The sequence below is a fragment of the Streptomyces sp. NPDC002779 genome (assembly GCF_042888685.1).
GTDB lineage: Bacteria > Actinomycetota > Actinomycetes > Streptomycetales > Streptomycetaceae > Streptomyces.
On record NZ_JBIAQC010000002.1, the window covers coordinates 222,599 to 249,309 of the forward strand.

Here is a 26,711-nt window from a genome sequence, read left to right on the forward strand (position 1 = left end):
TCACTGGTCCAGGGCGTTGTCGATGGTCTTGACGGCGTTCTCCCAGGCCTCCTTGGGCGACTTGCCCTGGGTCACGAGAACCACACCGTTGTCGGTCAGGCCCTGCTGGATGATCTGGTCCTTCGGGCCGATGGTCTGGACGGGGATGTTCTCGGCGGCCTGCGCGAAGATCGTGCCGATCGGCGCGTCACCGGTCATGTCGTTCTTGGCGCTCGTCACCTCGGCCGACTCGTACGCGGCCGGGGTGGACGGGAAGCTGCCCTGCACACCGAAGAGCTTGGCCTGCTGCTCGGGAGCGGTCAGCCAGGCGGCCAGCTTCGCCGCCTCCTCCGCGTTCTTGCCGGACTTGGGCACGGTAAGGAAGGAACCGCCCCAGTTGCCGGACTGCGGCGCCTGGGCGATGTCCCACTTGCCGGCCGCGTCGGGCTTCGACTTGCCCTTGATGTAGCCGAGCATCCACGGCGGGCAGGACATCGCGGCGAACTTGCTGTTGGCGATCGTGGTGTCCCAGGCGGGCTGGAACTGCGTCTGGTTGCCGATCAGTCCGGCCTCGGCCGCCTCGGCGGTGAGGTCGAAGGCGTCCTTCACGGCCGGGTTCGTCTTGTAGATGACCTCACCGGAGGTGTCGTAGAAGCGCTCCTTCTCACCACTGAGGATCGCCTGGAGCAGACCGCCGGGGGAGTCCAGGAAGGTGGTGCTCTTCCCGGCCTTCTCCTGGTACTGCTTGCCGACGTCGACGAACTTCTCCCAGCTGCCCTCCCACAGCTTGCCGACCTCCTCGCGGTCGGTGGGCAGACCGGCCTTCTCGAAGAGGTCCTTGCGGTAGCAGATGGCCATCGGGCCGATGTCGGTGCCGACCCCGATCGTCTGGCCCTCGGGCGTGGTCGCCTGCTGCCACTTCCATTCCAGATAGTCGCTCTTCTTGCCGTACTTCGACAGGTCGAGCAGCTTGTCCGACTGGGTCTGGACGATCTCGGCGATATTGCCGACCTCGACCATCTGGATGTCCTGGAGGCCGCTGTTGGTGGTGAGGTGGTTGAGCAGCGACGGGTAGTAGTTCTCGTTGCGCTCCACGACCGTCTGCTGGATGTCGATGTCCGGGTGGAGCTTCTCGTACTCCTTGTACAGCCCGGACTCCTCGAATCCGGCGGTGCCGAACAGACCAAGGGTGATCTTGGTCTTGCCGCCACCGCCCTCGGTCGACGAGCTGTCGTCGTCGTTGCCGTCGTCGGCACAGCCGGCCAGCAGCCCGGTGCCCAGCGACGCGACCGCCGCGAGGACTACCGCCTTGCGGCGGATTCGGGTAGATGCTCGCATTGCGTCCTCCTGTTGCCCTGACGTGCCGACCCCCCGGCCAACTGCACTGTTGGGCCCGTTAGTTCTCGCTGCGGCTCGGGCGGGGAACGTGCGGGATGTGTATGTGTCAGGTACTGTGGGAGCGCTCCCACAAGTGATGTGTTGAAGAGTCGTCGGTCCGGGCGGGGGTGTCAAGGGCGTGGGGGCGGAGAGATGCGTTCAGTTATCGGGACGTTAACTGAGGGACGTGGGCGCCGCACGGGAAGCACGGCCACCGGCTTCCCGCCGCCGATCGGCTTGGGGCAGCCCGTCCGGTGCACGGTCACGACCGAGGACGGGACTGTTAAATTCCAGGCCAGCGACAAGACGACGGCGAAAGGCGGAGCCCATGGCAAGCCACGGTGCGCGGGGGCGGAGTGGCGGGCGGCCTACTCTCGAAGAGGTCGCTGCGCGGGCCGGCGTCGGGCGCGGGACGGTGTCCCGGGTGATCAACGGTTCGCCCCGGGTCAGTGACGCCACCCGCGCCGCCGTGGAGGCGGCCGTCGCCGAGCTCGGTTACGTCCCGAACACCGCGGCCCGTGCCCTCGCCGCCAACCGCACCGACGCCATCGCCCTCGTCGTGCCCGAGCCGGAGACCCGCTTCTTCGCGGAGCCGTACTTCTCCGACATCCTCAAGGGCGTCGGTGCCGAACTGTCCGACACCGAGATGCAGTTGCTGCTGATCTTCGCGGGCAGCGACCGCGAGCGGCGGCGGCTCGCCCAGTACCTCGCCGCGCACCGGGTGGACGGGGTGCTGCTGGTCTCGGTGCACGCCGACGACCCGCTGCCCGATCTGCTGGCCCAGCTGGAGATACCGGCCGTGATCAGCGGCCCGAGATCCGCGGCGGAGACGCTCACCTCGGTGGACTCCGACAACTATGGCGGCGCCCGCCAGGCCGTGGAGCATCTGATCTCCCGGGGGCGCCACGAGATAGCCCACATCACCGGCCGCCTCGACGTGTACGGCGCCCAGCGCCGCGTCGACGGCTACCGCGATGCCCTGCGGGATGCGGGCCAGACAGTGGACGAGCGGCTGATCGAGCCGGGCGACTTCACCGAGGACGGCGGCCGGCGGGCGATGGCCGCGCTGCTGGAGCGCCGGCCCGGCCTGGACGCGGTCTTCGCCGGTTCGGACGTCATGGCGGCGGGCGCCCGGCAGGTGCTGCGGGAGGAGGGCCGCCGTATCCCCGAGGACGTGGCGCTGGTCGGCTACGACGACTCGGCCATCGCCCGGCACATGGAGCCCCCGCTGACCAGCGTGCGCCAGCCGATCGAGGAGATGGGCCGCAGGATGATCGACCTGCTGCTGGAGGAGATCGCCGACCGGCGCCCGGCGGTCTCCCGGGGTCTGGAGCGACGGCAGGTGGTGCTGGCCACCGAGCTGGAGGAGCGGGCGTCGTCCTGAGCGGTCTCAGCGGTGCCGGCCCCGGCGGGGGCGGCGGCCCGGGCGTTCCGTGTGGTGGGTGACCAGCCAGGCGGCGCCGAGCAGAGCCGCGCCGGTCAGCCAGGCGGAGGCGACCAGCCAGGTGCCGGTGGGGCTGCCGGGGTTGTTGGCCTCGCCCTCGGCCGCGTCCAGCGCGACCACGAGCCACAGCAGCATGACGAGGTTGAACGTCAGGACCAGCCAGGTCAGCAGCCGCCACCGATGAATCCGCTGCGACCCCATGACGAGCCTCCCAAGCCTCAGAACCGGCTCATGACCCGACCCTACGCCTCCCCCGGGAACGCGATCAGCCGGTGACCTCTACAGGTCACCGGCTGATCGCTCAGGGTGAGTGACGGGACTCGAACCCGCGGCATCCTGGACCACAACCAGGTGCTCTACCAGCTGAGCTACACCCACCATGACCGGCGGTTTCCCTGGTGGTTCACCGACCGGCCGAGAAAAAGTGTACAGGGTCCGAAGGGGTGCTCGCGCCCGGCTTTTCCGGGGGCCCTGGCGCGGGCCCGTCCCGGGCTACTGAGCAGGCAGAACGTGCTTCGCGGCGATCGCCCTGGCGGTCTCGGAGTCCGGGCCCGGCTGGGGCACGAAGACGGCCTCGCGGTAGTAGCGCAGTTCCGCGATGGACTCGCGGATGTCGGCGAGGGCGCGGTGGTTGCCGTTCTTCTGTGGGCTGTTGAAGTAGGCGCGCGGGTACCAGCGGCGGGCGAGTTCCTTGATGCTGGAGACGTCCACGATCCGGTAGTGGAGGTAGTCCTCCAGTGTCGGCATGTCCCGCAGCAGGAACCCGCGGTCGGTGCCGACGGAGTTGCCGCACAGCGGGGCCTTGCCCGCTTCCTTGACGTGCTCGCGCACGTACGCCAGGACCTGGGCCTCGGCCTCCGCCAGCGTCGTACCGCCGGCGAGTTCGTCGAGGAGCCCGGACGCGGTGTGCATCTGACGCACCACTTCCGGCATCGTCTCCAGGGCCGCATCCGGCGGCCGGATGACGATGTCCACACCGTCGCCGAGGATGTTCAGCTCGGAGTCGGTGACGAGGGCGGCAACCTCGATGAGCGCGTCGTCGGACAGCGAGAGGCCGGTCATCTCGCAGTCGATCCACACCATGCGATCGTTCATGCGACCACCCTAAAGCTGACGTCGGCTTTTGCAGCACCCCGAGTCACCGCCGGGAGCGCGCACGCGCACGCCGGACGGGCCGGTGGGCCCGTCCGGCGTGCTGTCCGTCACGTCGGCTCAGGTCGCGCTGCGCTGCCCCGGCAGGCTCGCCCGCGCCGCGTAGGCGTCCCGGCCGTTGTCCGAGGACGCCGTCGCCAGCGCCTGGCCCACCGTGCTCGGGGTGCGGCGGGCCTGGAGCGGGACCGGGCCGGGCTCCGGATGGAGCGTGGGCGTCGGGCCGGGGGCGGTGTCGGGGTCCGCCGTCGGCCGTTCGGCCTGCGGGCGACGGGCCCGGTACGCCGCCCGGTACGCCGCCGGGGACGAGCCCAGCTGGCGGCGGAAGTGCCCGCGCAGCGCCACCGGTGAGCGGAAGCCGCAGCGGCCCGCGACCTCGTCCACCGAGTAGTCGGACGTCTCCAGCAGACGCTGGGCCTGGAGCACCCGCTGGGTGATCAGCCACTGCAGCGGGGCCGACCCGGTCAGCGAGCGGAAGCGCCGGTCGAAGGTGCGGCGCGACATGTACGCCCGCGCGGCCAGCGTCTCCACGTCGAACTGCTCGTGGAGATGCTCCAGCGCCCAGGCGACGACCTCGGCGAGCGGGTCGGCGCCGATCTCCTCCGGTAAAGAGCGGTCCAGGTAGCGTTCCTGGCCTCCCGTCCGGCGCGGGGGGACGACCAGGCGGCGAGCCAGCGCACCGGCCGCCTCGTTGCCGTGGTCCGTCCGCACGATGTGGAGACAGAGATCGATTCCGGCCGCCGTACCGGCGGAGGTCAGTACGTCTCCGTCGTCGACGAACAGCTCTCTGGGATCCACATGCACCGACGGATAGCGCTTGGCCAGCGTCGGTGCGTACATCCAGTGGGTGGTCGCGGGGCGGCCGTCCAGCAGACCCGCCGCCGCGAGGACGAAGGCGCCGGTGCACAGCCCTACGATGCGGGCGCCCTCCTCGTGGGCCCGGCGCAGCGCGTCGAGCGCGTCGTCCGGTGGCGGCGAGGTGATCGAGCGCCAGGCGGGCACGACGACCGTGCCCGCCCGCGAGATCGCCTCCAGGCCATGTGGTGCGCTGAGTTCCAGGCCCCCTGTGGTCCGCAGCGGACCCTCTTCGCCGGCACTGACCAGCAGTCGGTAGCGCGGCACGCCGGCGTCCTGGCGGTCGATTCCGAACACCGACAGCGGTATGGAACTCTCGAAGATGGGGCCGCCGCTGAACAGCAGCACCGCGACGATCTCCTTGCGGCGTCGCCCGGAAAGTTTCCGGGCCGCGGCTTCCGGCGCGGCAGTGGAGTCGTGGCTCATACTGCTAAGCCCCCCTCGGTGGTCGCGGCTCCTCGGTTGTGTCGCTCCTGCACGTTTCCCCTCGGTCCTGCACGAGTCCCCCGCCGTAGACAGTCAAGATCGAATCTACTGTGTCGCCTCGCGCCGGAGTGGCCGGTTCGCCACTCGGCACATTGTCGACTTGGCAACTTGGCGTGAAGCATTCGATCACGAAGCGTTGCACTCGCGGGCCGTGCAGGGAAGTGCGCCTCGTCGCAGTGGCCAATCCACGTAGGGTGCGCCGCACCCCCGACACCCTTTTCGTGCAGGTCGAACGGGGGTTGGGGGGTGGTTCGGGCAAGGGATGCCCGGTTGCCGGAAGTTGGCTGAAAAGAAGCGCCCGAGGGCATAGAAACCGGTCAACCGCCCGGTGTATTTCCCCCGGAGTGACGTCCGCCCCGGTGCGCGCCCGTTCCGCTCCGGTGGTGGCGCCCGCGACGGGGCGCGAGCGAGGCGTGTTCCTCGGCGAGTGCGGCGCGCTCCTCGGCGAGCGAGCGGGTGGCGCCGCGCTCGGACCGGCGCAGCAGGACCCGGCAGACCGCCGTGACGGCGGCCAGACCCAGCGCGGTGCCGGTGGCGCCGGCCAGGGAGGTGCCGTACCAGAGGAGGACGACGGGGACGAGGACGCAGGAGAAGGCCGCCCAGCGGACCACGTCGGTGGTGCTGTCCTGGTGCTGCTCTCCGGCCATGGCGTGCTCCCGGTGTCGGTGGCTCACGGAGATCAACGCGTGGTCGGGCGGTCGGTCACTGTGCGGCCCGCCAGGAGGCGGGTGACCTGCCTCGCGCGGGCATCCTGTGCAAACCGCCTGTACAGCGCAGCAACCATTGCGTTACGGGCACACCCTCGTGCATGCTCCCTGGAACCCCCGCGGAGCACATCGCGGGATCTGGGCTAAGGAGGCGTGCCGCCGTACCCTTGGGGGTATGGGGTTGGGAAGATGATTCCCGGACACAGCTCCGCCGCACCCTGTCATCCCACCCACACAAGGATCACAACGCCGAGACAGCCATGGCCGGTCACGAATTCTTCGAACCCGCGGACCGCAAGCGGCCCGTCGCCGATCCCACGGCGGCCGAGCCCCTGGCGGCGGAAGAGTCACGTCACTCCTGCGACCCCGCCTTCAAGCACGGCGTCGTGGTCGGCTTCGACGGCTCGACCTCCAGTGAGCGCGCCCTCGCCTACGCCATCGGCATGGCCCACCGCTCCGGCTCGGCCCTGATCATCGTGCATGTCGCCAACCGGCTGCCCACCACGGTGTGGGCCGGCTGCGAGCCGCCGGTCTTCGTGGACGTCCCGGATCACCGCACCGAGGTGCTGGGGCTGGAGCTGGCCTGCGCGGACTATCTGGCCGAGGTGCCGTGGATCCTCGTCGAGCGCGGCGGTGACATCTGCCACGAACTCGAAGAGGTGGGCCGCGAGTACGAGGCGGACGCGATCGTGGTGGGCTCCACGCACGGCATCGTGGGGCGGATCTTCGGGTCCGTCGCGGGGCGGCTCGCCAAGCGGGCGCAGCGGCCCGTCGTCGTCATCCCGTAACTCCCCCTCGCCCGGGACGAGATGCGTCCTCGGCGCGCCCCCTCCCCCTCCTGGATGCATGAATCCACTGCCGCACAAAGGTGTTTGTGCCTTTGTGAAGGGCATATGGCCAGTATGCGCGTGCCGCCGGCCGGGGTTGTGACGGCCACCGGCCAGCTGCGCAGGCCGGGGGGCGGGCGGCTCCCCGGCGAAGGGGACGGCCCCCCGCGTGGTGGGTGGCAACACCGCGGGGGGCCGTTCCTGAGTGCCGGCTACTCGACCGTGACCGACTTCGCGAGGTTCCGCGGCTTGTCGATGTCCCGGCCCAGGGCCAGGGCCGTGTGGTAGGCGAGGAGTTGGAGCGGGATGCCCATCAGGATCGGGTCCAGCTCGTCCTCGTTCTTCGGGACCAGGATCGTCTGGTCGGCCTTCTCCTGGGGCTGGTGGGCCACCGCCAGGATCTTGCCGCTGCGGGCCTTGATCTCCTCCATGGCCGCGCGGTTCTTCTCCAGCAGGTCGTCGTCGGGGACGATCGCCACCGTGGGCAGGGCCGGCTCGATCAGGGCCAGCGGGCCGTGCTTGAGCTCGGAGGCGGGGTAGGCCTCCGCGTGGATGTAGGAGACCTCCTTGAGCTTCAGCGAGGCCTCACGGGCCACCGGGTAGCCGCGGACCCGGCCGATGAAGAGCATCGAGCGGGCCTCGGCGTACTCCTCGGCCAGCTTCTTGATCTCGTCCTCCTGCTCCAGCATCTCGGCGATCTGGGCGGGGAGCTTGCGCAGGCCCTCGATGATCCGCTTGCCGTCGCGGACCGAGAGGTCGCGGGTGCGGCCCAGGTGCAGGGCGAGCAGGGCGAAGGCGACCGTGGTGTTGGTGAAGCACTTGGTGGACACCACGCAGACCTCGGGGCCGGCGTGCACGTAGATGCCGCCGTCCGCCTCGCGGGCGATGGCCGAGCCGACGACGTTGACGATGCCGAGGACCCGGGCGCCCTTGCGCTTGAGCTCCTGGACGGCGGCGAGGACGTCGTAGGTCTCACCGGACTGGGAGACCGCGATGTAGAGGGTGTCGGGGTCCACGACCGCGTTGCGGTAGCGGAACTCCGAGGCGGGCTCGGCGTCCGCGGGGATCCGGGCCAGCTCCTCGATCATCTGGGCGCCGATCATGCCCGCGTGGTACGAGGTGCCGCAGCCGAGGATCTTCACGCGGCGGATCCGGCGGGCCTCGCGGGCGTCCAGGTTGAGGCCGCCGAGGTGCACGGTGGAGAAGCGGTCGTCGATCCGGCCGCGCAGCACGCGGTCCACGGCGTCGGCCTGTTCGTGGATCTCCTTGTGCATGTACGTGTCGTGGCCGCCCATGTCGTAGGAGGCGGCCTCCCACTCGACGGTGGTGGGCTCGGACGTCGTGCGGGTGCCCTCGGTGGTGTAGGTGCGGAAGTCGTCGGCCTTGAGAGTGGCCATCTCGCCGTCGTCGAGGGTCACTATCTGCCGCGTGTGGGCGACCAGCGCGGCGATGTCCGAGGCGACGAACATCTCCTTCTCGCCGACGCCGAGGACGACCGGGGAGCCGTTGCGGGCGACGACGATGCGGTCCGGGAAGTCGGCGTGCAGGACGGCGATGCCGTAGGTGCCCTCGATCAGCCGGAGGGTCTCGCGGACCTTGTCCTCCAGCTTCTCGCCCTGTGCGCGGGAGATGAGGTGGACGAGGACCTCGGTGTCGGTCTCGGAGAGGAACTCGACGCCGTCCGCCTCCAGCTTGCGGCGCAGGTCGGAGGCGTTGTCGATGATGCCGTTGTGGACGACGGCGACCTTGCCCTCGGCGTCCAGGTGCGGGTGGGCGTTGACGTCGGAGGGGGCGCCGTGGGTGGCCCAGCGAGTGTGGGCGATACCGGTGGTGCCCTTGAAGCGGGCCGGGACCTTGGCCTCCAGGTCACGGACCCGGCCCTTGGCCTTGACCGTCTTCAGGCCGCTGCTCTTGGGCGAGGTCACCGCGATGCCCGCCGAGTCGTAGCCGCGGTACTCCAGGCGCTGGAGTCCCTCCAGCAGCAGCGGGGCCACGTCACGCTTGCCGATGTAACCGACGATTCCGCACATGTATGGGTATTCCTAGCCGTAGACGATCCGGCGCAGCTGCCGGAGGGTGAGCTCCGGCGGTGCCACCGCCCGGTATTTCAGGTCCGCCTCGATCCGTTCGAAGATCGTCGCGTTCACCAGGCCCTGGGCCTGGAGTTCGCGGTGGCGGCGACGGACGTACTCCTCGGTCGTCTCGTCGAAGTAGGCGAGCACGTCCTGGACCACCCGCAGCGCCTCGCCCCGGCTGAGGGGCGTGGACCGCGTCAGATGATCAACAAGTTCGTCGTGCACCCGGTAGATCCTGGGGTACCGATCGCCCTTTCGCAAGAAACCTGCCCGATTTCGGGCACGGGCATGTCAGTGGGCTGTGGAGAGGTGTCACATTCGCTTCAGAATCGCCTGTTTCGCCAGGGTGAACTCCTCGTCCGTCAGGACGCACGTGCGGTGCAGCTCGCCCAGCTCGCGCAGCCGTCGCAGCAGCGCGTCATGGTCGTCCTCGGCGGCGGCCGGCAGCGGGGTGCGGGAGTCCTCCGGGTCCGGCCGGCGTACGTCCGCGGCCGCCGGGTGCGGGAGCCGGGCCTGGACGGCCGCCGCGACCAGGGCCATCAGCGGGTCCTTCTTGAAGCCCCACAGCTCCACGGCGTTGGGGTCGTACTTCGGCGGGGCCTTGGTCGGGGCGTTGCGCACGGTGAAGCGGAGGTGGCCGTTCTCCAGGCCCACCGCGGGATGCCACTCGACGGCGGTGACGTCGGTGAGGCCGATGACGCGGGCCCCCGCGGCGGCCTTGGCGTCCTCCGTCTTCCAGTTCCACTCCAGCCGGATCCGCTCGCCGTCGAAGCTGGCGGTGCCGTCGCCGGCGGAGACGGAGAGCGGCACCGACGGGCCCGGCAGCAGGTAGGCGTCCACCGGGTCGGGCGGCACCTGGTCCAGCAGCAGGGCGTTGCGCACCTCGTCCGTGAAGTACTCGGCGACGCCGTAGCGGTCGGACTCCACGATCAGCTGATAGGGGTCGTGCGGCTCGGTGAGCCGGCCGCCCGAGGCGAGCAGCAGCGGGTCGGCGCCGTCGCGCAGCCGCAGTCGGAGCCGCCCCGCCTTCTTGCCCTGCTCGAACGAGATGCCCGCCAACGCCCCCAGCGGGACGACGAGTTCGCCGAGGGTCTTGCGGAAAAGGCTGACGTTCTTGTCCCGGCCGGGCGTCAGCCGCAGCGCGTCCCCGTCGAAGACCCAGGTGCCGTCCTTCTGGATGATTTCCGCCATGGGGGTGATTGTTTCACCGGTCTCGCGAGAGAGTGGTCTGTACCTATCGGAGCTCACCGAAGGGACCGACTGTGAGACAGCGCCACAGAACGCTCCGCCTTCTCGGCTCGCTACTGCTCGTCGCCGCGGCCGGCGTCTCCGCCACCGGCGCGGTGCCCCCGGGGCCGGGTCCGGCCGCGATCCCGCTCGACCGGGTCGTGCCCGCCCCGGCCTCCGTCGCGCCGGGCGGTTCCCCGTACCGCATCACCGACGGCACCCGGATCCGGGTCGACGACTCGCGCGAGGTGCGCCGCGTCGGGGAGTACCTCGCGGACCTCCTGCGGCCCTCCACCGGCTACCGCCTGCCGGTCACCACCCACGGCGGCGGCATCCGACTGCGGCTCGCCAAGGGGTCGTTCGGCGCGGAGGGCTACCGCCTCGACAGCGACCGCCGAGGTGTCGTCATCACGGCCGCCAGGCCCGCCGGGCTCTTCCACGGTGTCCAGACCCTGCGCCAGCTCCTCCCGGCCGCCGTGGAGAAGGACTCCGCGCAGCCCGGCCCCTGGCTGGTCGCGGGCGGCACGATCAAGGACACCCCGCGCTACGGCTGGCGCGGCGCGATGCTCGATGTCTCCCGGCACTTCTTCTCCGTCGACCAGGTCAAGCGGTACGTCGACCAGTTGGCGCTGTACAAGTTCAACAAGCTGCACCTTCACCTGAGCGACGACCAGGGCTGGCGGATCGCCATCGACTCCTGGCCGCGGCTCGCGACGTACGGCGGCTCCACGCAGGTCGGCGGGGGCCCCGGGGGCTACTACACCAAGGACGACTACCGGGAGATCGTCCGCTACGCCGCCTCCCGGCACCTGGAGGTGGTCCCCGAGATCGACATGCCGGGCCACACCAACGCGGCGCTGGCCTCGTACGCCGAGCTGAACTGCGACGGGGTCGCGCCCCCGCTCTACACCGGCATCGAGGTCGGCTTCAGCTCGCTGTGCGTCGGCAAGGAGCTCACGTACGACTTCGTGGACGATGTGATCCGGGAGCTCGCCGCGATCACGCCGGGCCGCTATCTGCACATCGGCGGGGACGAGGCGCACTCCACGCCGCACGCCGACTACGTGAAGTTCATGGACCGGGTGCAGCCCGTCGTCGCCAAGTACGGCAAGACGGTCATCGGCTGGCATCAGCTGACCGGGGCCTCGCCCGCGAAGGGGGCGCTCGCTCAGTACTGGGGGCTCGACGGCACCAGTGCGCAGGAGAAGGAGCAGGTCGCCGCGGCGGCGCGGGGCGGGACGGAGCTGATCCTCTCGCCGGCCGACCGGATCTACCTCGACATGAAGTACGACGAGAGGACTCCGCTGGGGCTGTCCTGGGCGGGGTACGTCGAGGTGCGGCGGTCCTACGACTGGGATCCCGGGACCTATCTGGCGGGGGTGCCCGAGTCGGCGGTGCGGGGGGTTGAGGCGCCGTTGTGGAGCGAGACGCTGCGGACGTCCGAGGATATCGAGTACATGGCGTTCCCGCGGGTCGTCGGGGTGGCCGAGTTGGGGTGGTCTTCGGTGGCATCGCACGACTGGGACGCGTACAAGGTTCGGCTTGCTGCGCAGGCTCCTCGGTGGGAGGCGATGGGGATTTCCTTCTACCGGTCTCCTCAGGTGCCTTGGTTGTGAGTTGGCTGCGGGGCGGTGGGGGTTGATCGCGCCCACGCGGCGGAGCCGCAAATTGATACAGCCCCGCGCCCCTTGCGGAGTTCGTGTTGACGGGGGCCCAGGAGGACCGTCTCCCGGGCCCCCGTCTGGCTATGTCAGAACTCTGCCAGGGGGTTCCGTAGCGTGCCGATCAGTTGCAGGGCGCCTGCTGGGTCCGACAGGTCCACCATCTGCTGGTTGTTGCGGAGCTGGAGGCGGTTGAGGCAGGAGAGGGCGAACTCCGGGGCGAACATGTCGTACTGGCGGAACTTGTCCGCCAGTTCCGGCACCGTCGCCTGGTACGCGCGTGTGACCTCCGCGACCGTGCGCCAGAAGTCGTCCTCCGTGAGGACGCCCTCGGTGGCGAGGTTCGCGGCGAGGAAGCGGAAGTAGCAGTCGAAGACGTCCGTGAAGATCGACAGCAGTTTCGTGTCCTCGGGGACGTCCACGCGCAGCCGCTCCACCGTCGGCGGCAGCACCGCGTCCGGGTCCATGACCGCGATCTCCTCGGCGATGTCCTTGTAGATCGCGCGCTGGACGACACCGTCCTTCAGGACCAGGATCACGTTCTCGCCGTGCGGCATGAAGACGAGGTCGTAGGCGTAGAAGCTGTGCAGCAGCGGGGTGAAGTACGCCGTCAGGTAGCGGCGCAGCCACTCCGTCGGCGCCAGCCCGGACTGCTCGATCAGGGCGGTCGCGAAGGACGTGCCCTCGTGGTCGACGTGGACGAGGGAGGCCATGGTGGCCAGCGTCTCGCCGTCCCGGAGGGAGGGGACCGGGCTCTCCCGCCACAGCGCGGCCAGCATCTTGCGGTACGGCGAGTAGCGGTCCGTCGCCGCCTCGTACTCCAGGTGCCGGTAGCCGACCGCCGCGCGCTCGCGGATGATCGTCAGGCCCGTCTCCTTGAGCACCGGGTCGTTCTCGATGAGCTGGGCGAGCCAGTCGTTGATGGCCGGGGTCGCCTCCATGTACGCCGCCGACAGGCCGCGCATGAAGCCCATGTTGATGACGGACAGGGCCGTCTTCACATAGTGCTTCTCGGGGCTGGAGGTGTTGAAGAAGGTCCGGATGGACTGCTGGGCCAGGTACTCGTCGTCGCCCTCGCCCAGGCACACCAGGTGCCCCCGGGCGACCTCGGCGGCGAAGGTGACCGTCAGCTTGTTCCACCACTGCCAGGGGTGGACGGGGATGAGGAAGTAGTCGGCGGGGTCCAGGTCCTGCTCGCGCAGGATGCCGTGGAACCGCTCGACGGTGTGCTCGCCCAGCTCGTCCCGGATGAAGGATTCGTACTCCAGGCCGACGCCGGCCGTGAACGCGGCCCGCGACCGGTGCGCCGCCAGCCAGACCAGCCGGACCGGGCTCGCGGTCTCGGGGGCGTACGACAGGTACTCGTGGATGCCGAAGCCGAGCCGGCCGTTGTTGGCGACGAAGCAGGGGTGGCCCTCGGTCATCCCGGTCTCGATGGCCTGGAAGCCGCTCCGGACGAGTTCGGCGGCCGGGACCTGCGGCTTGGTGAGCTTGAAGCAGATGCCGGAGAGGGTGGAGGAGATCTCCTCCAGGTAGACCGGCAGGATGGCGTCGCTCAGGCCGAGCGCCTGCTTCAGTTCGATGAAGAAGTCCAGCGCGGCCAGCGGCAGTTCGGCGCCGTCCCGGTGCCGGGAGATCGAGTCGGCGTCGACCTGCCAGTGGTCCAGGGCGCGGCGGACGGCGGTGAACCGGTACCGGGTCAGACCGTCGTCGCTGCGGACCTCGAAGCCGCCGTCGGCGGTGGCCTCGGGCGTGATCAGCCGCTCGTGCGCGAACTCGGCGAGTGCCTTGCGGACGAGGAGGCGGTTGGCCCGCTCCCAGCGTTCGGGGGAGAGATGGGCCACGGAGTCGGCGAGGGTCATGCGGCCACCCCCGTGGCGAGCAGGAACTGCTCCCGGGTGCAGAAGCTCAGCAGCGCCTTCTTCTCCGGCTTCTGGATCTCGTGGGAGGGCACGAACCCGACGGCCTCGTTGAGCGCGTGGACGGCCTTGTTGGCGATGTCCGGCTCGACCACGACCCGCTGGACCGCCGGGTCCTCGAAGAGGTGCGCCATGACGGCGGTGATGACGGAGCGGGTGAAGCCGTGCACGGGGGTGTCGGTGGGGGGCGTCAGGAAGTGCATGCCGACGTCGCCCGGCAACGGCTCGTACAGGCCGACCAGTTCGCGGTGGGCCGGGTCGTACTTCTCCATCAGGAAGGCGGGTTCGCCGTCCTTCAGGCCCAGCAGGGCGTGGTGGTGCTCGTCGGCGGCGATCTCCATGTAGGCGCGCTCGACGTCCTCCAGTTTCGCGTCCTGCATCATCCAGAAGGCGGCCTTGGGGTGCGTGACCCAGCGGTGCAGCAGCTCGGCGTCCTTGAGGGGGTCGAGCGTGCGGAAGGTGAAGGTCATACGGCAAACTCCTGGAACGCGATGGTCTTCTCGACCGGGTAGTACTCGCTGCCGAGCAGCTCACTGATGATGAAGCTGTTGCGGTAGGCGCCCATCCCCAGGTCGGGGCTGGTGATGCTGTGGGTGTGCACACCGGCGTTCTGGAGGAACACACCCCGGCCCGTCACATCGATGGCGTAGTTGCGGGCGACGTCGAAGTTGCCCCGCGCGTCGCGCACGAGGCGGTCGCTCACCGGCTTCAGGAACTCCGGCTCGGTGTACGCGTAGCCGGTGGCCAGCACCAGGCCCTGCGTCTGCAGCTCGTAGTCCTTCTCCTGCTCCTGCTGGTGGAAGGAGAGCGTGTAGGTGCCGTTCTCGTAACGGGCCGCTTCCAGCGAGGAGTTGGTGAGCAGCCGGGTGGGCACCGGGCCGCCGAGGTTCTTCTGGTACAGCAGATCGAAGATCTCGTTGATGAGATCGCCGTCGATGCCCTTGAACAGGCCCTTCTGCTGGGCGGTGAGGCGGTAGCGGGTGGCCTCCGGCAGCGCGCGGTAGTAGTCGATGTACTCCGGCGAGGTCATCTCCAGCGTGAGCTTGGTGTACTCCAGCGGGAAGAAGCGCGGGGAGCGGGTCACCCAGTTCAGCCGGTAGCCGTGCACGTCGATCTCGGTGAGGAGGTCGTAGTAGATCTCGGCGGCGGACTGGCCGGAGCCGACGATCGTGATCGACTCCTTCTTCTGCAGCTCCGCCTTGTTCTGCACGTAGCGGGAGTTGTGGAAGAAGTCGCCGCCGAGGCCGCGCACGGCCTCCGGGTAGTGCGGGGAGGTGCCGGTGCCCAGGACGAGGTGCCGGGCGCGGTAGGTGTCCCCGGCGGTGGTCCGCACGACGTAGAGCTCGTCCTCATACGTCACCTCGGCTACCGTCGTGGAGAAGCGGACGCTGCTCAGCTTGTTCGCGGCCCAGCGGCAGTAGTCGTCGTACTCGACCCGCAGCGGGTAGAAGTTCTCCCGGATGTAGAACGAGTACAGCCGGCCTTTCTCCTTCAGGTAGTTGAGGAAGGAGTACGGCGAGGTCGGGTCGGCGAGGGTGACCAGGTCCGACATGAACGGGGTCTGCAGGTGGGCGCCGTCCAGGAACATGCCCGCGTGCCACTCGAAGTCGGGCTTGGACTCCAGGAAGACACCGTCGAGTTCGTCGATGGGCTCGGTGAGACAGGCCAGGCCGAGGTTGAAGGGGCCGAGCCCGATGCCCACGAAGTCGTAGGTCGTGTGCGTGGGTTCAGGAAGCGCGGTCAAGGGACTCTCCCAGGTACTGCTCGGCGTGGCCGGCGATCAGGTCGAGGACGGCGGCGATGTCATCCGTCGTGGTCTCGGGGTTGAGCAGGGTGAACTTCAGGTAGTGGCGGCCGCCGACCTTGGTGCCCGCGACGACGGCGGCACCGGAGGCGAACAGGGCCTTGCGGGCGTAGAGGTTGGCGCGGTCGATCTCGGCCGGGTCGGTCACCGCGGCCGGGATGTACCGGAACACCAGGGTGGACAGGCTGGGTTCGACCACGACGTCGAAGCGCGGGTCGGCGGCCAGCAGTTTCCAGCCCTCGGCGGTCAGGTCGACGACCTCGTCGAAGAGCTGGCCGATGCCGTCGGCGCCCATCACGCGCAGGGTCATCCACAGCTTCAGCGCGTCGAAGCGGCGGGTGGTCTGGAGGGACTTGTCGACCTGGTTGGGGATACGTTCCTGCACCATGCGGCGCGGGTTGAGGTACTCCGCGTGGTAGGTGGCGTGGCGCAGGGTGGCCGCGTCCCGTACCAGGACGGCGGACGAACTCACCGGCTGGAAGAAGGACTTGTGGTAGTCGACGGTGACGGAGTCGGCGCGCTCGATGCCGTCGATCCGGTCCCGGTACTTCACGGAGGCGAGCAGTCCGCAGCCGTAGGCGGCGTCCACGTGCATCCAGGTGCCGTACTGCTCGCACAGCTCGGCGATCTCGGGCAGCGGGTCGATGGAGCCGAAGTCGGTGGTGCCGGCGGTGGCGACGACGGCCATCGGGACCAGGCCGTCCCGCTTGCAGCGCTCCAGCTCGCGGGCGAGGGCGACGGTCTGCATGCGCTTGTCGTGGTCGACGGGGACGGAGACCACCGAGTCAGCGCTGAGGCCGAGGAGTTTGGCCGACTTCTTGACGCTGAAGTGGCTGACCTCGGAGGCGAAGATGCGCAGGGTGTCGAGGGACTCGGCCTTGGCCTCCTCGCGGGCCAGCAGCAGCGCCTGGAGGTTGGACTGGGTGCCGCCGGAGGTGAACACGCCGTCGGCGGCCGGGCCGAGGCCGATCCGGGCGGTCGTCCAGTCGATGAGCTTGCGCTCGATCAGGGTGCCGCCGGCCGACTGGTCCCAGGTGTCCAGGGAGGAGTTGACCGCGGACAGGATCGCCTCGCCGAGCACCGCCGGGATGACGACCGGGCAGTTGAGGTGGGCGAGATAGCGCGGGTGGTGGAAGTAGACCGCGTCGCGGAGGTAGACGTCCTCCAGCTCGTCGAGGGCCGCCGCGGTGTCGAGCAGCGGCTTGTCGAGGTCGATCGCGTCGATGGTGGGGGCGAGGGCGTCGACCGTGACGCCGGTGAACGGACGTTCGGTGGCGGCGATTTTGGCGGCCACCCGCTCGATTCCTTCGGTCACGGAGCTGCGGTACTGCTCCGCGGTCGTGTCATTGAGCAGGTGCGAGCGCATGGGGGGTCCTCCGAGGGGAAGTCCGTGCGGGACGAGGCGAAGGGGAGTGGGGAGGGGATGAGAAGGTCGATCAACTTAGGTAAGCCTAACCTAATTTCATCGTGCGTCAGGCGGCCGGAACCCGACCCCTTCCGTGACGGTGGTCACTTCCGTCGCATCACTCGCCCAGCTCCCGCAGCTGCTCCTCCGTCAGGCCGTGCCGCCAGTAGCCGACGAAGGTGACCCGGCGCCGGTCGATGCCGCGCTCCTGGACGAAGTGACGGCGCAGCGCCTTCACACACCCCGACTCGCCCGCGATCCAGACGTACGGGCGCTCGGCGTCCGGGAGTTCGGTCCCGCGCAGGGCGTCGAGGGCCATGGGGGAGCCCTCGGCGCCCCGGTCCTGCCGGACCAGCCAGACGATCTCGGCGTCCGCCTGGGTCTCCAGCTCCTGGATGTCCCCGGCGTGCCGCACCTCCAGCCAGACCCGGGCCCGGGTGCCGGCCGGCAGCGACTCGACGATGGCGCAGACGGCCGGTACGGCGGTCTCGTCGCCCCACACCACCATGAGGCCGGTGTCCGCGGGCGGCCGGAACCGGATGGCCCGGTTGTCGGCGACGGCGGGCCCGATGAGCAGGACGCGGTCCCCGGCGGCGGCCCGCGAGGCCCACCGGGAGGCGGGCCCGGCGGGCTCGTGCAGCACGAAGTCGATGTCGATCTCGTCCGGGTCCCGCCGCAGCTCGCGCAGGGTGTACGAGCGCATCACGGCCCGTACGTCGTCCGGCAGGTCGCGCCAGCCCTGCCACCATCGGTCGCCGAGCTCGACGGGGACGACCGGCTCTTCCTGCCCCGGGTGCGGCAGGAACAGCGACAGCGACTGGTCGCGGCCGTCGGAGCGGAAGTCGCTCAGCTCCGGTCCGCCGAACGTCACCCGGACCAGAGACGGACCGAGCCGCCGAGTCCGTACGACCTGAAGGGAGAAGAAACGGAAATCGACGGCTACGGCCGTGCTCATGGAGGCTCCTGGGTGAGCGTCAGGGGGCGACCTTCCGCGAGGTCAGCTGACCTTCTTCGCGTTCTCGATGGCCTCGGCCAGGTTGTCGAGCAGCGGCGTGCACTTGTCGTACGACAGGATCGGCTCCGGCGAGCGCGGGATGACCTGGCCGGCCTTGACGGCGGGCAGCTTCTTCCAGGTCGCCTCGGTGATGTCCGCGGGCTGGATGGTGGAGGTGCGGTCGTCCACCAGGATGATGTCGGCGTCGTACTTGTCGACGTTCTCCCAGCTGAGCGCCTCGTACCAGCCGGCGCTCTCGGCCTTCGCCTTCTCCGAGGGCTCGACGAAGTTCACGCCGAGGGACTTGAAGTACTCCAGGTCGATGGAGAAGTTGGTGCCGGAGACGTAGAAGATGCTCTCCGCGGCGGAGCCGGCCATCACCTTGATCTCGGGCTTGGCCTTGGCGGCGGCGCGCAGCCGGGCCGCGGCGGTCTCGAACTTCTTCTTCGACTCGGCGATCTCGGTGGACTTCATGTCCGCGCCCAGCGACTCGGCCAGCTCCCACATGCGCTGCAGCGGCTCGGTGAGCTGGCGGTCGAAGACGGAGATCGCGACGCTCGGGGCGAGCTTGGCGATCTTGTCCGCGGACTCGACGGGCACCGACCACAGGGTGCCGGCGTCGTCGAACGTCGTGGTGATGAGGACCTCGGGGGAGAGGGCCGCGTACTTCTCGATGTTGAGCTTGCCCCACTCGTTGCCGAGCACGGTGACCTTGCTGACGTCGAGGTCGCCGGCTTGGACGTCGGGCTTGCCGTCCGAGGTGGTGGTCGGGCCGAAGACGCCCTTGACCTGGATGCCGTAGTCGAAGAGGGCGGCGGCGACACCGGTGAACGCGACCATGTTCACCGGCACCTTGTCGAGCTTGACGGTCGTGCCGCGGTCGTCCTTGAAGGACCACGGGCCGGACTTCGCGGCGGCCGTCTCCTGGTCAGAGCCACCGCTTTTGGTGTCGTCGTCGCCGCAGGCCGCGAGCACGGCACCGAGGCCGAGGGCGCCGCCCGCGGCGAGGATGCCACGGCGGGTGAGGTGGGTGGCGCTGGCGTGGGACATGGGTACGCTGCTTTCGAACGGGGCGATCTTCGCCGGACAATTCGAAGGTAGGTTAGCCTAACCTCATCAATTGTCCAGAGGTGGGCCCCCGCAGCGCCCCACCGGTGAGCCGCTCAGGGACCCAACTCGGGCGCCGGCGAAGGCCGTTGTCAGCTCGGCAGGCCCAGTTCCCGGGCGATCAGCATCCGCTGGACCTCACTCGTGCCCTCGCCGATCTCCAGGATCTTGGAGTCGCGCCACATCCGGGCCACCGGGTACTCGTTCATGAAGCCGTAACCGCCGTGGATCTGGGTGGCGTCGCGGGCGTTGTCCACCGCGATCGTGGAGGAGTAGAGCTTGGCCAGCGCCGCCTCCTTCTTGAACGGCTCACCCGCGACCAGCCGGCTCGCCGCGTCCCGCCAGGCCAGCCGGGCCGTGTGCGCCCGCATCTCCATGTCCGCGAGCTTGAACTGGATCGCCTGGTTGGCGCCGATCGGACGGCCGAAGGCGTGCCGCTCCTTGGCATACCGCACCGACTCGTCCACGCAGCCCTGGGCCAGGCCCGTCGCCAGCGCCGCGATCGCCACCCGGCCCTCGTCGAGGATGCGCAGGAACTGGGCGTAGCCGCGGCCCTGGGTGCCCAGCAGATTGGCCCGCGGGACGCGGACGTCGGCGAAGGACAGCTCACGGGTGTCGGAGGCGTTCCAGCCGACCTTGGAGTACGCGGGGGCCACCGTGAAGCCCGGGGTGCCCGAGGGGACGATGATCGACGAGATCAGCGGGGCGCCGTCCGCCGGCCCGCGGTCGGTGACCGCCGTGACGGTGACCAGACCGGTGATGTCCGTACCGGAGTTGGTGATGAAGCACTTCGTGCCGTTGATCACCCACTCGTCCGTCTCCGGGTCCAGCTGGGCCGTCGTCCGGGTCGCGCCCGCGTCGGTGCCGCCGTCCGGCTCGGTCAGCCCGAAGGCGCCGAGCATCTCGCCCGAGCACAGCCGGGGCAGCCACTGGCGCTTCTGCTCCTCGGTGCCGAACAGATGGATCGGCATCGCGCCCAGCGAGACGCCCGCCTCCAGGGTGATGGCCACCGAGGAGTCGACGCGGGCCAGCTCCTCCAGGGCGATGCCCAGCGCGAGGTAGTCCCCGCCCATGCCGCCGTACTCCTCGGGGAACGGCAGGCCGAACAGGCCCATGCGGCCCATCTCGCGCACGATCTCGTACGGGAACTCATGGCGTTCGTACAGGTCGCCGATCTTCGGCGCCACGACGTCGTGCGCGAACTCCGCGACCGTGCGCCGCAGTTCTTCCAGCTCGGGGGAGAGCTTGTGGTCCATCGGGGTCACTCCTTGTGGGAGAGGGCTCGTACGGTGCGGGACGGGCTGGGGCGGCCCAGTCGGCCGGCCATCCACTCGCTTGTGGCGACGAGACGGCCGAGGTCGACCCCGGTGTCGATGCCGAGGCCGTGCAGCATCCACACGAGGTCTTCGGTGGCGAGGTTTCCGGTGGCGGACTTCGCGTAGGGGCAGCCGCCGAGGCCACCGGCGGAGGCGTCGACGGTGGTGACGCCGTGCTGGAGGGCGGCGTAGGTGTTGGCGAGGGCCTGGCCGTAGGTGTCGTGGAAGTGCACGGCGAGCCGGTCGACGGGCGTGCCGCGCCCGGTGAGTTCGGTCAGCAGGGCCCGGACGTGACCGGGTGTGGCCACGCCGATCGTGTCGCCCAGGCTCAGTTCGTCGCAGCCCATGCCGAGGAGGGCCTGGCACACCTCGACCACCCGCGCGACGGGGACCGGGCCCTCCCACGGGTCGCCGAAGCACATGGAGAGATAGCCGCGCACCTGCACGCCCTCGGCCTTCGCCCGCGCGACGACCGGCTCGAACATCGCCAGGGCCTCGTCGACCGTGCGGTTGAGGTTGGCCTTCGCGAACGACTCGGTGGCGCTGGCGAAGACGGCGACGCGACGGGCTCCGAGGGCCAGGGCGCGGTCCAGTCCGTGCTCGTTGGGGACCAGGACGGGAAGGTCCACCGGGAGGTGGCTCACTCGGGGGAACAGGTCTTCCGCGTCGGCGAGTTGGGGCACCCACTTGGGGTGGACGAAGCTGGTGGCCTCGATGGTGGTGAGGCCGGCGTCGGTGAGCCGCCGGATGAACTCCGCCTTCACGTCGGTGGGAACGGTCGTCTTCTCGTTCTGCAGTCCGTCCCGGGCGCCGACCTCGTGGATGCGGACCCGGGTGGGCAGGCCGGGTGCGGGGACCGCCATGGGGAGGGTCACTCAGCCGCCTCCTCGTGCGGTGCGATCACGGCCAGCACCTGGTCCATGGCGACCGTGGTGCCGGGCGAGGCGTCGAGCTCGGCGACCGTGCCGGCGTGCGGGGCGGAGATGACGTGCTCCATCTTCATCGCCTCCACCACCAGCAGGCTCTGGCCGGCGCTCACCTCGTCCCCGACGGCGACCTTCACCACCGTGACCGTGCCGGGCATGGGCGCGGTGAGCGAGTCGGCGCCGGAGTGGGCGGCGCGGGTCAGGGACGCGGCGACCGGGTCGTGGTCGCGCACGTGCCAGGCGTCGCCGTCCCGGCCGATCCAGTCGGCGGCGCGGTGGAAGGTGTGCCGGACGCCGTCGAGGGTGACCGAGACCCGGTCGCCGGTGACGGTGTGGGTGCCTCGCGGGACGTACTCGGCAGGGTCACCACCGGCCACCCGCAGGGGGAAGGCGAGGGGCTTGGGCGTACCGCCGAGGCGCCAGCCGCTCGGCACCGAGAAGGGGTCCGTCCACCCCTCGCCCTCGGGCCGCAGCGCCTCCAGGCGTACGGCGGCCGCCGCCTCGTACACCTCCTCGGGCACGTCGGCCGGGACCAGCCCGTCGACCTCCCGCTCGACCAGACCGGTGTCCAGCTCACCGGCCACCACCGCCGGATGGGCCAGCAGCCGCCGCAGGAACCCGGCGTTGGTCTGCACGCCCAGCGTCACCGTCTCCGCGAGCGCCGCCCGCAGCTTGCGCAACGCGGTCGCGCGGTCGGGGCCGTAGGCGATGACCTTGGACAGCATCGGGTCGTACAGGCTGCCGACCTCGGTGCCCTCGGTGAGCCCGGAATCCGTGCGCACGCCGTCGCCCTGCGGCTCGCGCAGGCGCAGCACGGTGCCGCCCGAGGGGAGGAACCCGCGCGCGGGGTCCTCGGCGCAGAGACGGGCCTCGACCGCATGGCCGGTGAGCGTGATGTCGTCCTGGGTGAAGGCGAGCCTCTCCCCGGCCGCGACCCGCAGCTGCCACTCCACCAGGTCGATGCCGGTGATCAGCTCGGTGACCGGGTGCTCCACCTGGAGGCGGGTGTTCATCTCCATGAAGCAGTACGCCGAGGGGTCGCCGCCGGGGACGATGAACTCCACCGTGCCCGCGCCCCGGTAGCCGCAGGAGCGGGCCGCCTGGACGGCCGCCTCGCCCATCGCCGCCCGGGTCTCCTCGTCCAGCAGGACGCTCGGCGCCTCCTCGATGATCTTCTGGTGGCGCCGCTGGAGGGAGCACTCGCGCTCGCCGAGGTGGACGACCTGGCCGTGGCCGTCCGCCAGCACCTGGATCTCGATGTGCCGGGGCCGGTCGATCCACCGCTCGACCAGGAGCGTGTCGTCGCCGAAGGAGGCCGCGGCCTCGCGCCGGGCCGCCGCGATCTCCTCCTCCAGCACCGACAGGTCCCGCACCAGGCGCATGCCTTTGCCGCCGCCGCCCGCGCTCGGCTTCAGCAGCACCGGAGCGCCCAGCTCCCGGGCGGCCCGCGCCAGTTCGGGGTCGCGTCCGCCGGGGACGACGGGGACCCCGGCCGCCTGCACGGTCTCCTTGGCGCGGATCTTGTCGCCCATCAGGGCGATCGCCTCGGCCGGCGGCCCGATGAAGACCAGGCCCGCCGCGGCGCACGCGCGGGCGAAGTCGGCGTTCTCGGCGAGGAAGCCGTAGCCGGGGTGGACGGCCTGGGCGCCGGTGCGGGCGGCGGCGTCGAGGATGCGCTCCGCGGACAGATAGCTCCGGGTCGCCGGGGCCGGTCCGATGCGGACCGCCGTGTCGGCCTCCCGGACGTGCCGCGCGTCGGCGTCGGCGTCGGAGAAGACGGCGACCGAGCGGACGCCCAGGATGCGCAGGGTGCGGATGACGCGGACCGCGATCTCGCCCCGGTTGGCCACGAGGACTGTGTCGAACATGGTCATCGGTAAATGCCCCTCACATCCGGAAGACGCCGAACTGGGGGTCACCCAGGGGCGCGTTGGCGCAGGCCGTCAGTGCCAGGCCCAGCACCTGCCGGGTCTCCAGCGGGTCGATCACTCCGTCGTCCCAGAGGCGGGCCGTGGCGTAGTAGGCGTTGCCCTGACGCTCGTACTGGGCGCGGATCGGCGCCTTGAACGCCTCTTCCTCCTCGGCCGGCCACTGCTCGCCGCGCCCCTCCAGCTGGTCGCGCTTGACGGTGGCGAGGACCGAGGACGCCTGCTCGCCGCCCATGACGGAGATCTTGGCGCCCGGCCACATCCACAGGAAGCGGGGCGAGTAGGCCCGGCCGCACATGGAGTAGTTCCCGGCGCCGTAGGAACCGCCCACCACGACCGTCAGCTTCGGCACGCGGGTCGTCGCCACCGCCGTCACCATCTTGGCGCCGTGCTTGGCGATACCGCCCGCCTCGTAGTCCCTGCCGACCATGAACCCGGAGATGTTCTGCAGGAACACCAGCGGGATCCCGCGCTGGTCGCACAGCTCGACGAAGTGGGCGCCCTTCTGGGCGGACTCGGAGAACAGGATGCCGTTGTTGGCGACGATGCCGACCGGGTGGCCGTGGATCCGGGCGAAGCCGGTGACCAGGGTCTGCCCGAACTCGGACTTGAACTCCGCGAACCGGGAGCCGTCGACCACGCGCGCGATGATCTCGCGGACGTCGTAGGGCGTGCGGGGGTCCGCGGGCACGGCGCCGTACAGGCCGTAGGGGTCGACCTTGGGTTCGGCGGCCGGCCGCACCTGCCAGGGGAGCGCCCCGCGCGCGGGGAGGGTGCCGACGATGTTCCGGACGATCCGCAGGGCGTGCGCGTCGTCCTCCGCGAGATGGTCGGTCACGCCCGACACCCGCGCGTGCACCTCGCCGCCGCCGAGCTCCTCGGCGGTGACGACCTCACCGGTGGCGGCCTTCACCAGCGGGGGGCCGCCGAGGAAGATCGTGCCCTGGTTGCGGACGATGACGGCCTCGTCGCTCATCGCGGGGACGTACGCCCCGCCCGCCGTGCAGGAGCCGAGGACGGCCGCGATCTGCGGGATGCCCGCGCCGGACATCCGGGCCTGGTTGTAGAAGATCCGCCCGAAGTGGTCGCGGTCGGGGAAGACCTCGTCCTGCATGGGCAGGAAGGCGCCGCCGGAGTCGACGAGATACAGACAGGGCAGCCGGTTCTCCAGGGCCACCTCCTGCGCCCGCAGATGCTTCTTCACCGTCATCGGGTAGTAGGTGCCGCCCTTGACGGTGGCGTCATTGGCGACGATCACGCACTCGCGCCCGCTGACCCGGCCGATCCCGGCGATCACCCCCGCCGCCGGGGCCTGTCCGTCGTACATGCCGTCGGCCGCGAGGGGCGCCAGCTCCAGGAAGGGCGAGCCCGGGTCGAGCAGGGTGTCCACCCGGTCCCGGGGCAGCAGCTTGCCGCGCGCGGTGTGCCGGGCGCGCGCCTTCTCCCCACCGCCCAGGCGGGCGGCGGCGAGCTTGGCGCGCAGCTCCTCCACCAGCGCGAGCTGCGCCTCCTCATTGGCCTTCCAGGCCTCCGACGCGGGATCTGCCGCACTCGTCAGCTCGGGTGCCTCGTGCATCCTGCGGTCCCCTCACCTTGTTAATGAGCGTTAACGCATTTCCTTCAGGTTAACGACCGCTAACCTCCCTGTCTAGAATTGGCGCATGGCCACCAGAACCGACGCACCCACCCGGCGTGAGCAGATCCTCAAGGAGGCCGCGCGGCTGTTCGCCGAACGCGGCTTCCACGGCGTGGGGGTCGACGAGATAGGCGCTGCCGTCGGCATCAGCGGCCCCGGCCTCTACCGGCACTTCGCGGGCAAGGACGCGATGCTCGCGGAGCTGCTGGTGGGCATCAGCGGTCAGCTGCTGACCGGGGCCAGGCGGCGCCTGGCGGAGGCCGACGGCGGGGGTCCCGACGAGATCCTGGACTCCCTCATCGAGGGCCACATCGACTTCGCGCTCGACGACCGTCCCCTGATCACCCTGCACGACCGCGAGCTGGACCGCCTGCGCGACAGCGACCGCAAGCTGGTCCGCCAGCTCCAGCGCCAGTACGTCGAGCTGTGGGTGGACGTGGTCCGCAAGGTCTACCCGGCGCTCACCGAGCCCACCGCCCGCTCGGCCGTCCACTCGGTCTTCGGCCTGCTGAACTCCACGCCGCACCTGGGGCGGCCGGGCGCGCTGCCGGGGCGCGGGGTGACGGCCGGGCTGCTGCACCGGATGGCGCGGGGGGCGTTCGGCGCGGCGGGCGGACAGGCGTGACGAGCGTTACGGGGGCCGCTCCTCTGGACGGGTGTTCATACTCGCCGGTACGGTAGGTGAGCAAGCGCTTAGACACAGGTGGAGGTGGCGGCCGTGCGCCGTACGGTGTTCAACGAGGATCACGAGGCGTTCCGGGAGACCATCCGCGCCTTCATCGAGGCCGAGGTCGTACCGGTGTACGACGAGTGGTTCGCGGCGGGCCAGGCGCCCCGCGACTTCTACTACCAGCTCGGCGAGCTGGGCGTCTTCGGCATCAACGTGCCCGAGGAGTTCGGCGGCGCGGGTCTGGACACCCACAAGTTCGAGGCCGTCCTCTACGAGGAGACCGCCCGCGCGGGCGTCCAGTTCGGCGGCTCCGGGGTGCACGTACTGCTCGCCCTGCCGTACATCAAGTCGCTCGCCACCGACGAGCAGAAGAAGCGCTACCTGCCCAAGTTCGTCTCCGGCGAGGAGATGTGGGCGCTGGCGATGACCGAGCCGGGCACCGGCTCCGACCTCGCGGGCATGAAGACCACCGCAAAGCTCTCCGAGGACGGCACCCACTACGTCCTCAACGGCTCCAAGACCTTCATCACCGGCGGCGTCCACGCCGACCGCGTGATCGTCTGCGCCCGCACCGCCGCGCCCACCGCCGAGGACCGCCGCTACGGCATCTCCCTGTTCGCCGTGGACACCAAGTCCGAGGGCTACTCCATCGGCCGCAAGCTCGACAAGCTGGGCCTGCGCACCTCCGACACCGCCGAGCTGGCGTTCGTCGACGTGAAGGTGCCGGCCGAGGACCTGATGGGCGAGGAGAACCGGGGCTTCTCCTACCTCGGCAGCAACCTCCCCTCCGAGCGCTGGGGCATCGCCTACGGCGCCTACGCGCAGGCCAAGGCCGCCGTCCGGTTCGCCCAGCAGTACGTCACCGAGCGCACCGTCTTCGGCAAGCCGGTCGCCGCGTTCCAGAACACCAAGTTCGAGCTGGCCGCCTGCAAGGCCGAGGTGGACGCGGCCGAGGCCGTCGCCGACCGCGCCCTGGAGGCGCTGGACGCCGGTGAGCTGACCGCGGCCGAGGCCGCCAGCGCCAAGCTGTTCTGCACCGAGGTCGCGCACCGCGTCATCGACCGCTGCCTCCAGCTGCACGGCGGCTACGGCTTCATGAACGAGTACCCGATCGCCCGCCTGTACGCGGACAACCGGGTCAACCGGATCTACGGCGGCACCAGCGAGATCATGAAGACGATCATCGCGAAGGACATGGGTCTGTAAGGTCCCGGACATT

Annotated in this window: 23 protein-coding genes and 1 tRNA gene; 5 read left to right on the forward strand and 19 right to left on the reverse strand. The window is 70.2% G+C overall.

What is annotated here, in order from left to right; translation table 11 throughout:
• Complete coding sequence (locus tag ACFYW5_RS06655) at positions 1–1,317, reverse strand: extracellular solute-binding protein (protein WP_389415842.1); 1,317 nt, start codon at positions 1,315–1,317, stop codon at positions 1–3.
• Between the two features lie 367 nt (positions 1,318–1,684).
• On the opposite strand from ACFYW5_RS06655, the gene ACFYW5_RS06660 reads away from it, so the two are divergent.
• Entirely contained in the window at positions 1,685–2,740 is a 1,056-nt protein-coding gene (locus ACFYW5_RS06660; protein WP_389415843.1) for a LacI family DNA-binding transcriptional regulator, read from the forward strand.
• Positions 2,741–2,746: 6 nt separating this feature from the next.
• On the opposite strand, the gene ACFYW5_RS06665 is transcribed toward ACFYW5_RS06660, so the two are convergent.
• The 5 genes from ACFYW5_RS06665 to ACFYW5_RS06685 form a co-directional block, all read right to left on the reverse strand.
• Positions 2,747–3,001, reverse strand: a complete 255-nt coding sequence (locus tag ACFYW5_RS06665) for a hypothetical protein (protein ID WP_389415845.1) — start codon at positions 2,999–3,001, stop codon at positions 2,747–2,749.
• Between the two features lie 104 nt (positions 3,002–3,105).
• Positions 3,106–3,178 (reverse strand) — tRNA-His (locus ACFYW5_RS06670).
• A gap of 114 nt (positions 3,179–3,292) precedes the next feature.
• Complete coding sequence (gene orn, locus ACFYW5_RS06675; protein WP_389415846.1) at positions 3,293–3,895, reverse strand: oligoribonuclease; 603 nt, start codon at positions 3,893–3,895, stop codon at positions 3,293–3,295.
• A gap of 117 nt (positions 3,896–4,012) precedes the next feature.
• Positions 4,013–5,230, reverse strand: coding sequence for a helix-turn-helix domain-containing protein (locus ACFYW5_RS06680; protein ID WP_389415848.1), 1,218 nt, complete (start codon positions 5,228–5,230; stop codon positions 4,013–4,015).
• Between the two features lie 377 nt (positions 5,231–5,607).
• Positions 5,608–5,937 carry a hypothetical protein gene (locus tag ACFYW5_RS06685; RefSeq protein WP_389415849.1) on the reverse strand — a complete coding sequence of 110 codons (330 nt, stop codon included), beginning with the start codon at positions 5,935–5,937 and terminating at the stop codon, positions 5,608–5,610.
• Between the two features lie 320 nt (positions 5,938–6,257).
• Between ACFYW5_RS06685 and ACFYW5_RS06690 the strand changes: the two genes are divergently transcribed.
• Positions 6,258–6,785, forward strand: coding sequence for a universal stress protein (locus ACFYW5_RS06690; RefSeq protein WP_389415850.1), 528 nt, complete (start codon positions 6,258–6,260; stop codon positions 6,783–6,785).
• Between the two features lie 251 nt (positions 6,786–7,036).
• Here the strand turns inward: ACFYW5_RS06690 and glmS are convergent, their stop codons facing one another.
• The 3 genes from glmS to ACFYW5_RS06705 all read right to left on the reverse strand — a co-directional run bounded on the left by glmS (position 7,037) and on the right by ACFYW5_RS06705 (position 10,090).
• Positions 7,037–8,854: a glutamine--fructose-6-phosphate transaminase (isomerizing) gene (gene glmS, locus ACFYW5_RS06695; RefSeq protein ID WP_389415852.1), complete on the reverse strand. Its 1,818-nt coding sequence runs from the start codon at positions 8,852–8,854 to the stop codon at positions 7,037–7,039.
• Between the two features lie 12 nt (positions 8,855–8,866).
• Positions 8,867–9,124 (reverse strand): hypothetical protein, encoded by a 258-nt coding sequence (locus tag ACFYW5_RS06700; protein ID WP_354811396.1) that lies wholly within the window; start codon positions 9,122–9,124, stop codon positions 8,867–8,869.
• 87 nt (positions 9,125–9,211) lie between these two features.
• Positions 9,212–10,090: a DUF4429 domain-containing protein gene (locus ACFYW5_RS06705; RefSeq protein WP_389415853.1), complete on the reverse strand. Its 879-nt coding sequence runs from the start codon at positions 10,088–10,090 to the stop codon at positions 9,212–9,214.
• Positions 10,091–10,161: 71 nt separating this feature from the next.
• On the opposite strand from ACFYW5_RS06705, the gene ACFYW5_RS06710 reads away from it, so the two are divergent.
• On the forward strand, positions 10,162–11,742 hold the full coding sequence (locus ACFYW5_RS06710; protein WP_389415854.1) for a beta-N-acetylhexosaminidase: 1,581 nt from the start codon (positions 10,162–10,164) through the stop codon (positions 11,740–11,742).
• Positions 11,743–11,876: 134 nt separating this feature from the next.
• Here ACFYW5_RS06710 and ACFYW5_RS06715 read toward each other — a convergent pair whose 3' ends face one another.
• The 10 genes from ACFYW5_RS06715 to ACFYW5_RS06760 all read right to left on the reverse strand — a co-directional run bounded on the left by ACFYW5_RS06715 (position 11,877) and on the right by ACFYW5_RS06760 (position 24,762).
• Positions 11,877–13,649, reverse strand: coding sequence for an IucA/IucC family protein (locus tag ACFYW5_RS06715; protein WP_389415855.1), 1,773 nt, complete (start codon positions 13,647–13,649; stop codon positions 11,877–11,879).
• Positions 13,646–14,176, reverse strand: coding sequence for a GNAT family N-acetyltransferase (locus tag ACFYW5_RS06720; protein WP_389415856.1), 531 nt, complete (start codon positions 14,174–14,176; stop codon positions 13,646–13,648). The genes ACFYW5_RS06715 and ACFYW5_RS06720 overlap by 4 nt, the downstream gene beginning before the upstream one ends.
• Complete coding sequence (locus ACFYW5_RS06725; protein WP_389415857.1) at positions 14,173–15,450, reverse strand: lysine N(6)-hydroxylase/L-ornithine N(5)-oxygenase family protein; 1,278 nt, start codon at positions 15,448–15,450, stop codon at positions 14,173–14,175. Before ACFYW5_RS06725 ends, ACFYW5_RS06720 begins: the two co-directional genes overlap by 4 nt.
• Positions 15,434–16,876 carry a lysine decarboxylase DesA gene (desA, locus tag ACFYW5_RS06730; protein ID WP_389415858.1) on the reverse strand — a complete coding sequence of 481 codons (1,443 nt, stop codon included), beginning with the start codon at positions 16,874–16,876 and terminating at the stop codon, positions 15,434–15,436. The genes ACFYW5_RS06725 and desA overlap by 17 nt, the downstream gene beginning before the upstream one ends.
• Before the next feature lie 157 nt (positions 16,877–17,033).
• Entirely contained in the window at positions 17,034–17,870 is an 837-nt protein-coding gene (locus tag ACFYW5_RS06735; protein WP_389415859.1) for a siderophore-interacting protein, read from the reverse strand.
• A 42-nt stretch (positions 17,871–17,912) separates the two neighbouring features.
• Positions 17,913–18,959, reverse strand: coding sequence for an ABC transporter substrate-binding protein (locus ACFYW5_RS06740; protein WP_389415860.1), 1,047 nt, complete (start codon positions 18,957–18,959; stop codon positions 17,913–17,915).
• 149 nt (positions 18,960–19,108) lie between these two features.
• Positions 19,109–20,272 (reverse strand): acyl-CoA dehydrogenase family protein, encoded by a 1,164-nt coding sequence (locus tag ACFYW5_RS06745; protein WP_389415861.1) that lies wholly within the window; start codon positions 20,270–20,272, stop codon positions 19,109–19,111.
• 5 nt (positions 20,273–20,277) lie between these two features.
• Complete coding sequence (locus tag ACFYW5_RS06750; protein ID WP_389415863.1) at positions 20,278–21,207, reverse strand: hydroxymethylglutaryl-CoA lyase; 930 nt, start codon at positions 21,205–21,207, stop codon at positions 20,278–20,280.
• Positions 21,204–23,126 (reverse strand): biotin carboxylase N-terminal domain-containing protein, encoded by a 1,923-nt coding sequence (locus tag ACFYW5_RS06755; RefSeq protein WP_389416423.1) that lies wholly within the window; start codon positions 23,124–23,126, stop codon positions 21,204–21,206. The genes ACFYW5_RS06750 and ACFYW5_RS06755 overlap by 4 nt, the downstream gene beginning before the upstream one ends.
• Positions 23,127–23,145: 19 nt before the next feature.
• Positions 23,146–24,762, reverse strand: a complete 1,617-nt coding sequence (locus ACFYW5_RS06760; protein ID WP_389415864.1) for a carboxyl transferase domain-containing protein — start codon at positions 24,760–24,762, stop codon at positions 23,146–23,148.
• Positions 24,763–24,847: 85 nt separating this feature from the next.
• Between ACFYW5_RS06760 and ACFYW5_RS06765 the strand changes: the two genes are divergently transcribed.
• Both ACFYW5_RS06765 and ACFYW5_RS06770 read left to right on the forward strand, forming a co-directional pair.
• Positions 24,848–25,447, forward strand: a complete 600-nt coding sequence (locus ACFYW5_RS06765) for a TetR/AcrR family transcriptional regulator (protein ID WP_389415865.1) — start codon at positions 24,848–24,850, stop codon at positions 25,445–25,447.
• A 93-nt stretch (positions 25,448–25,540) separates the two neighbouring features.
• Entirely contained in the window at positions 25,541–26,698 is a 1,158-nt protein-coding gene (locus tag ACFYW5_RS06770) for an acyl-CoA dehydrogenase family protein (protein ID WP_389415866.1), read from the forward strand.
• Positions 26,699–26,711: the final 13 nt, after the last annotated feature.

Coding starts and splice junctions, on each gene's coding strand:
- ACFYW5_RS06655 (WP_389415842.1), bottom strand. CDS start 1,317: ATGCGAGCATCTACCCGAATCCGCCGCAAGGCGGTAGTCCTCGCGGCG.
- ACFYW5_RS06660 (WP_389415843.1), top strand. CDS start 1,685: ATGGCAAGCCACGGTGCGCGGGGGCGGAGTGGCGGGCGGCCTACTCTC.
- ACFYW5_RS06665 (WP_389415845.1), bottom strand. CDS start 3,001: ATGGGGTCGCAGCGGATTCATCGGTGGCGGCTGCTGACCTGGCTGGTC.
- orn (WP_389415846.1), bottom strand. CDS start 3,895: ATGAACGATCGCATGGTGTGGATCGACTGCGAGATGACCGGCCTCTCG.
- ACFYW5_RS06680 (WP_389415848.1), bottom strand. CDS start 5,230: ATGAGCCACGACTCCACTGCCGCGCCGGAAGCCGCGGCCCGGAAACTT.
- ACFYW5_RS06685 (WP_389415849.1), bottom strand. CDS start 5,937: ATGGCCGGAGAGCAGCACCAGGACAGCACCACCGACGTGGTCCGCTGG.
- ACFYW5_RS06690 (WP_389415850.1), top strand. CDS start 6,258: ATGGCCGGTCACGAATTCTTCGAACCCGCGGACCGCAAGCGGCCCGTC.
- glmS (WP_389415852.1), bottom strand. CDS start 8,854: ATGTGCGGAATCGTCGGTTACATCGGCAAGCGTGACGTGGCCCCGCTG.
- ACFYW5_RS06705 (WP_389415853.1), bottom strand. CDS start 10,090: ATGGCGGAAATCATCCAGAAGGACGGCACCTGGGTCTTCGACGGGGAC.
- ACFYW5_RS06715 (WP_389415855.1), bottom strand. CDS start 13,649: ATGACCCTCGCCGACTCCGTGGCCCATCTCTCCCCCGAACGCTGGGAG.
- ACFYW5_RS06720 (WP_389415856.1), bottom strand. CDS start 14,176: ATGACCTTCACCTTCCGCACGCTCGACCCCCTCAAGGACGCCGAGCTG.
- desA (WP_389415858.1), bottom strand. CDS start 16,876: ATGCGCTCGCACCTGCTCAATGACACGACCGCGGAGCAGTACCGCAGC.
- ACFYW5_RS06735 (WP_389415859.1), bottom strand. CDS start 17,870: ATGAGCACGGCCGTAGCCGTCGATTTCCGTTTCTTCTCCCTTCAGGTC.
- ACFYW5_RS06740 (WP_389415860.1), bottom strand. CDS start 18,959: ATGTCCCACGCCAGCGCCACCCACCTCACCCGCCGTGGCATCCTCGCC.
- ACFYW5_RS06745 (WP_389415861.1), bottom strand. CDS start 20,272: ATGGACCACAAGCTCTCCCCCGAGCTGGAAGAACTGCGGCGCACGGTC.
- ACFYW5_RS06755 (WP_389416423.1), bottom strand. CDS start 23,126: ATGTTCGACACAGTCCTCGTGGCCAACCGGGGCGAGATCGCGGTCCGC.
- ACFYW5_RS06760 (WP_389415864.1), bottom strand. CDS start 24,762: ATGCACGAGGCACCCGAGCTGACGAGTGCGGCAGATCCCGCGTCGGAG.
- ACFYW5_RS06765 (WP_389415865.1), top strand. CDS start 24,848: ATGGCCACCAGAACCGACGCACCCACCCGGCGTGAGCAGATCCTCAAG.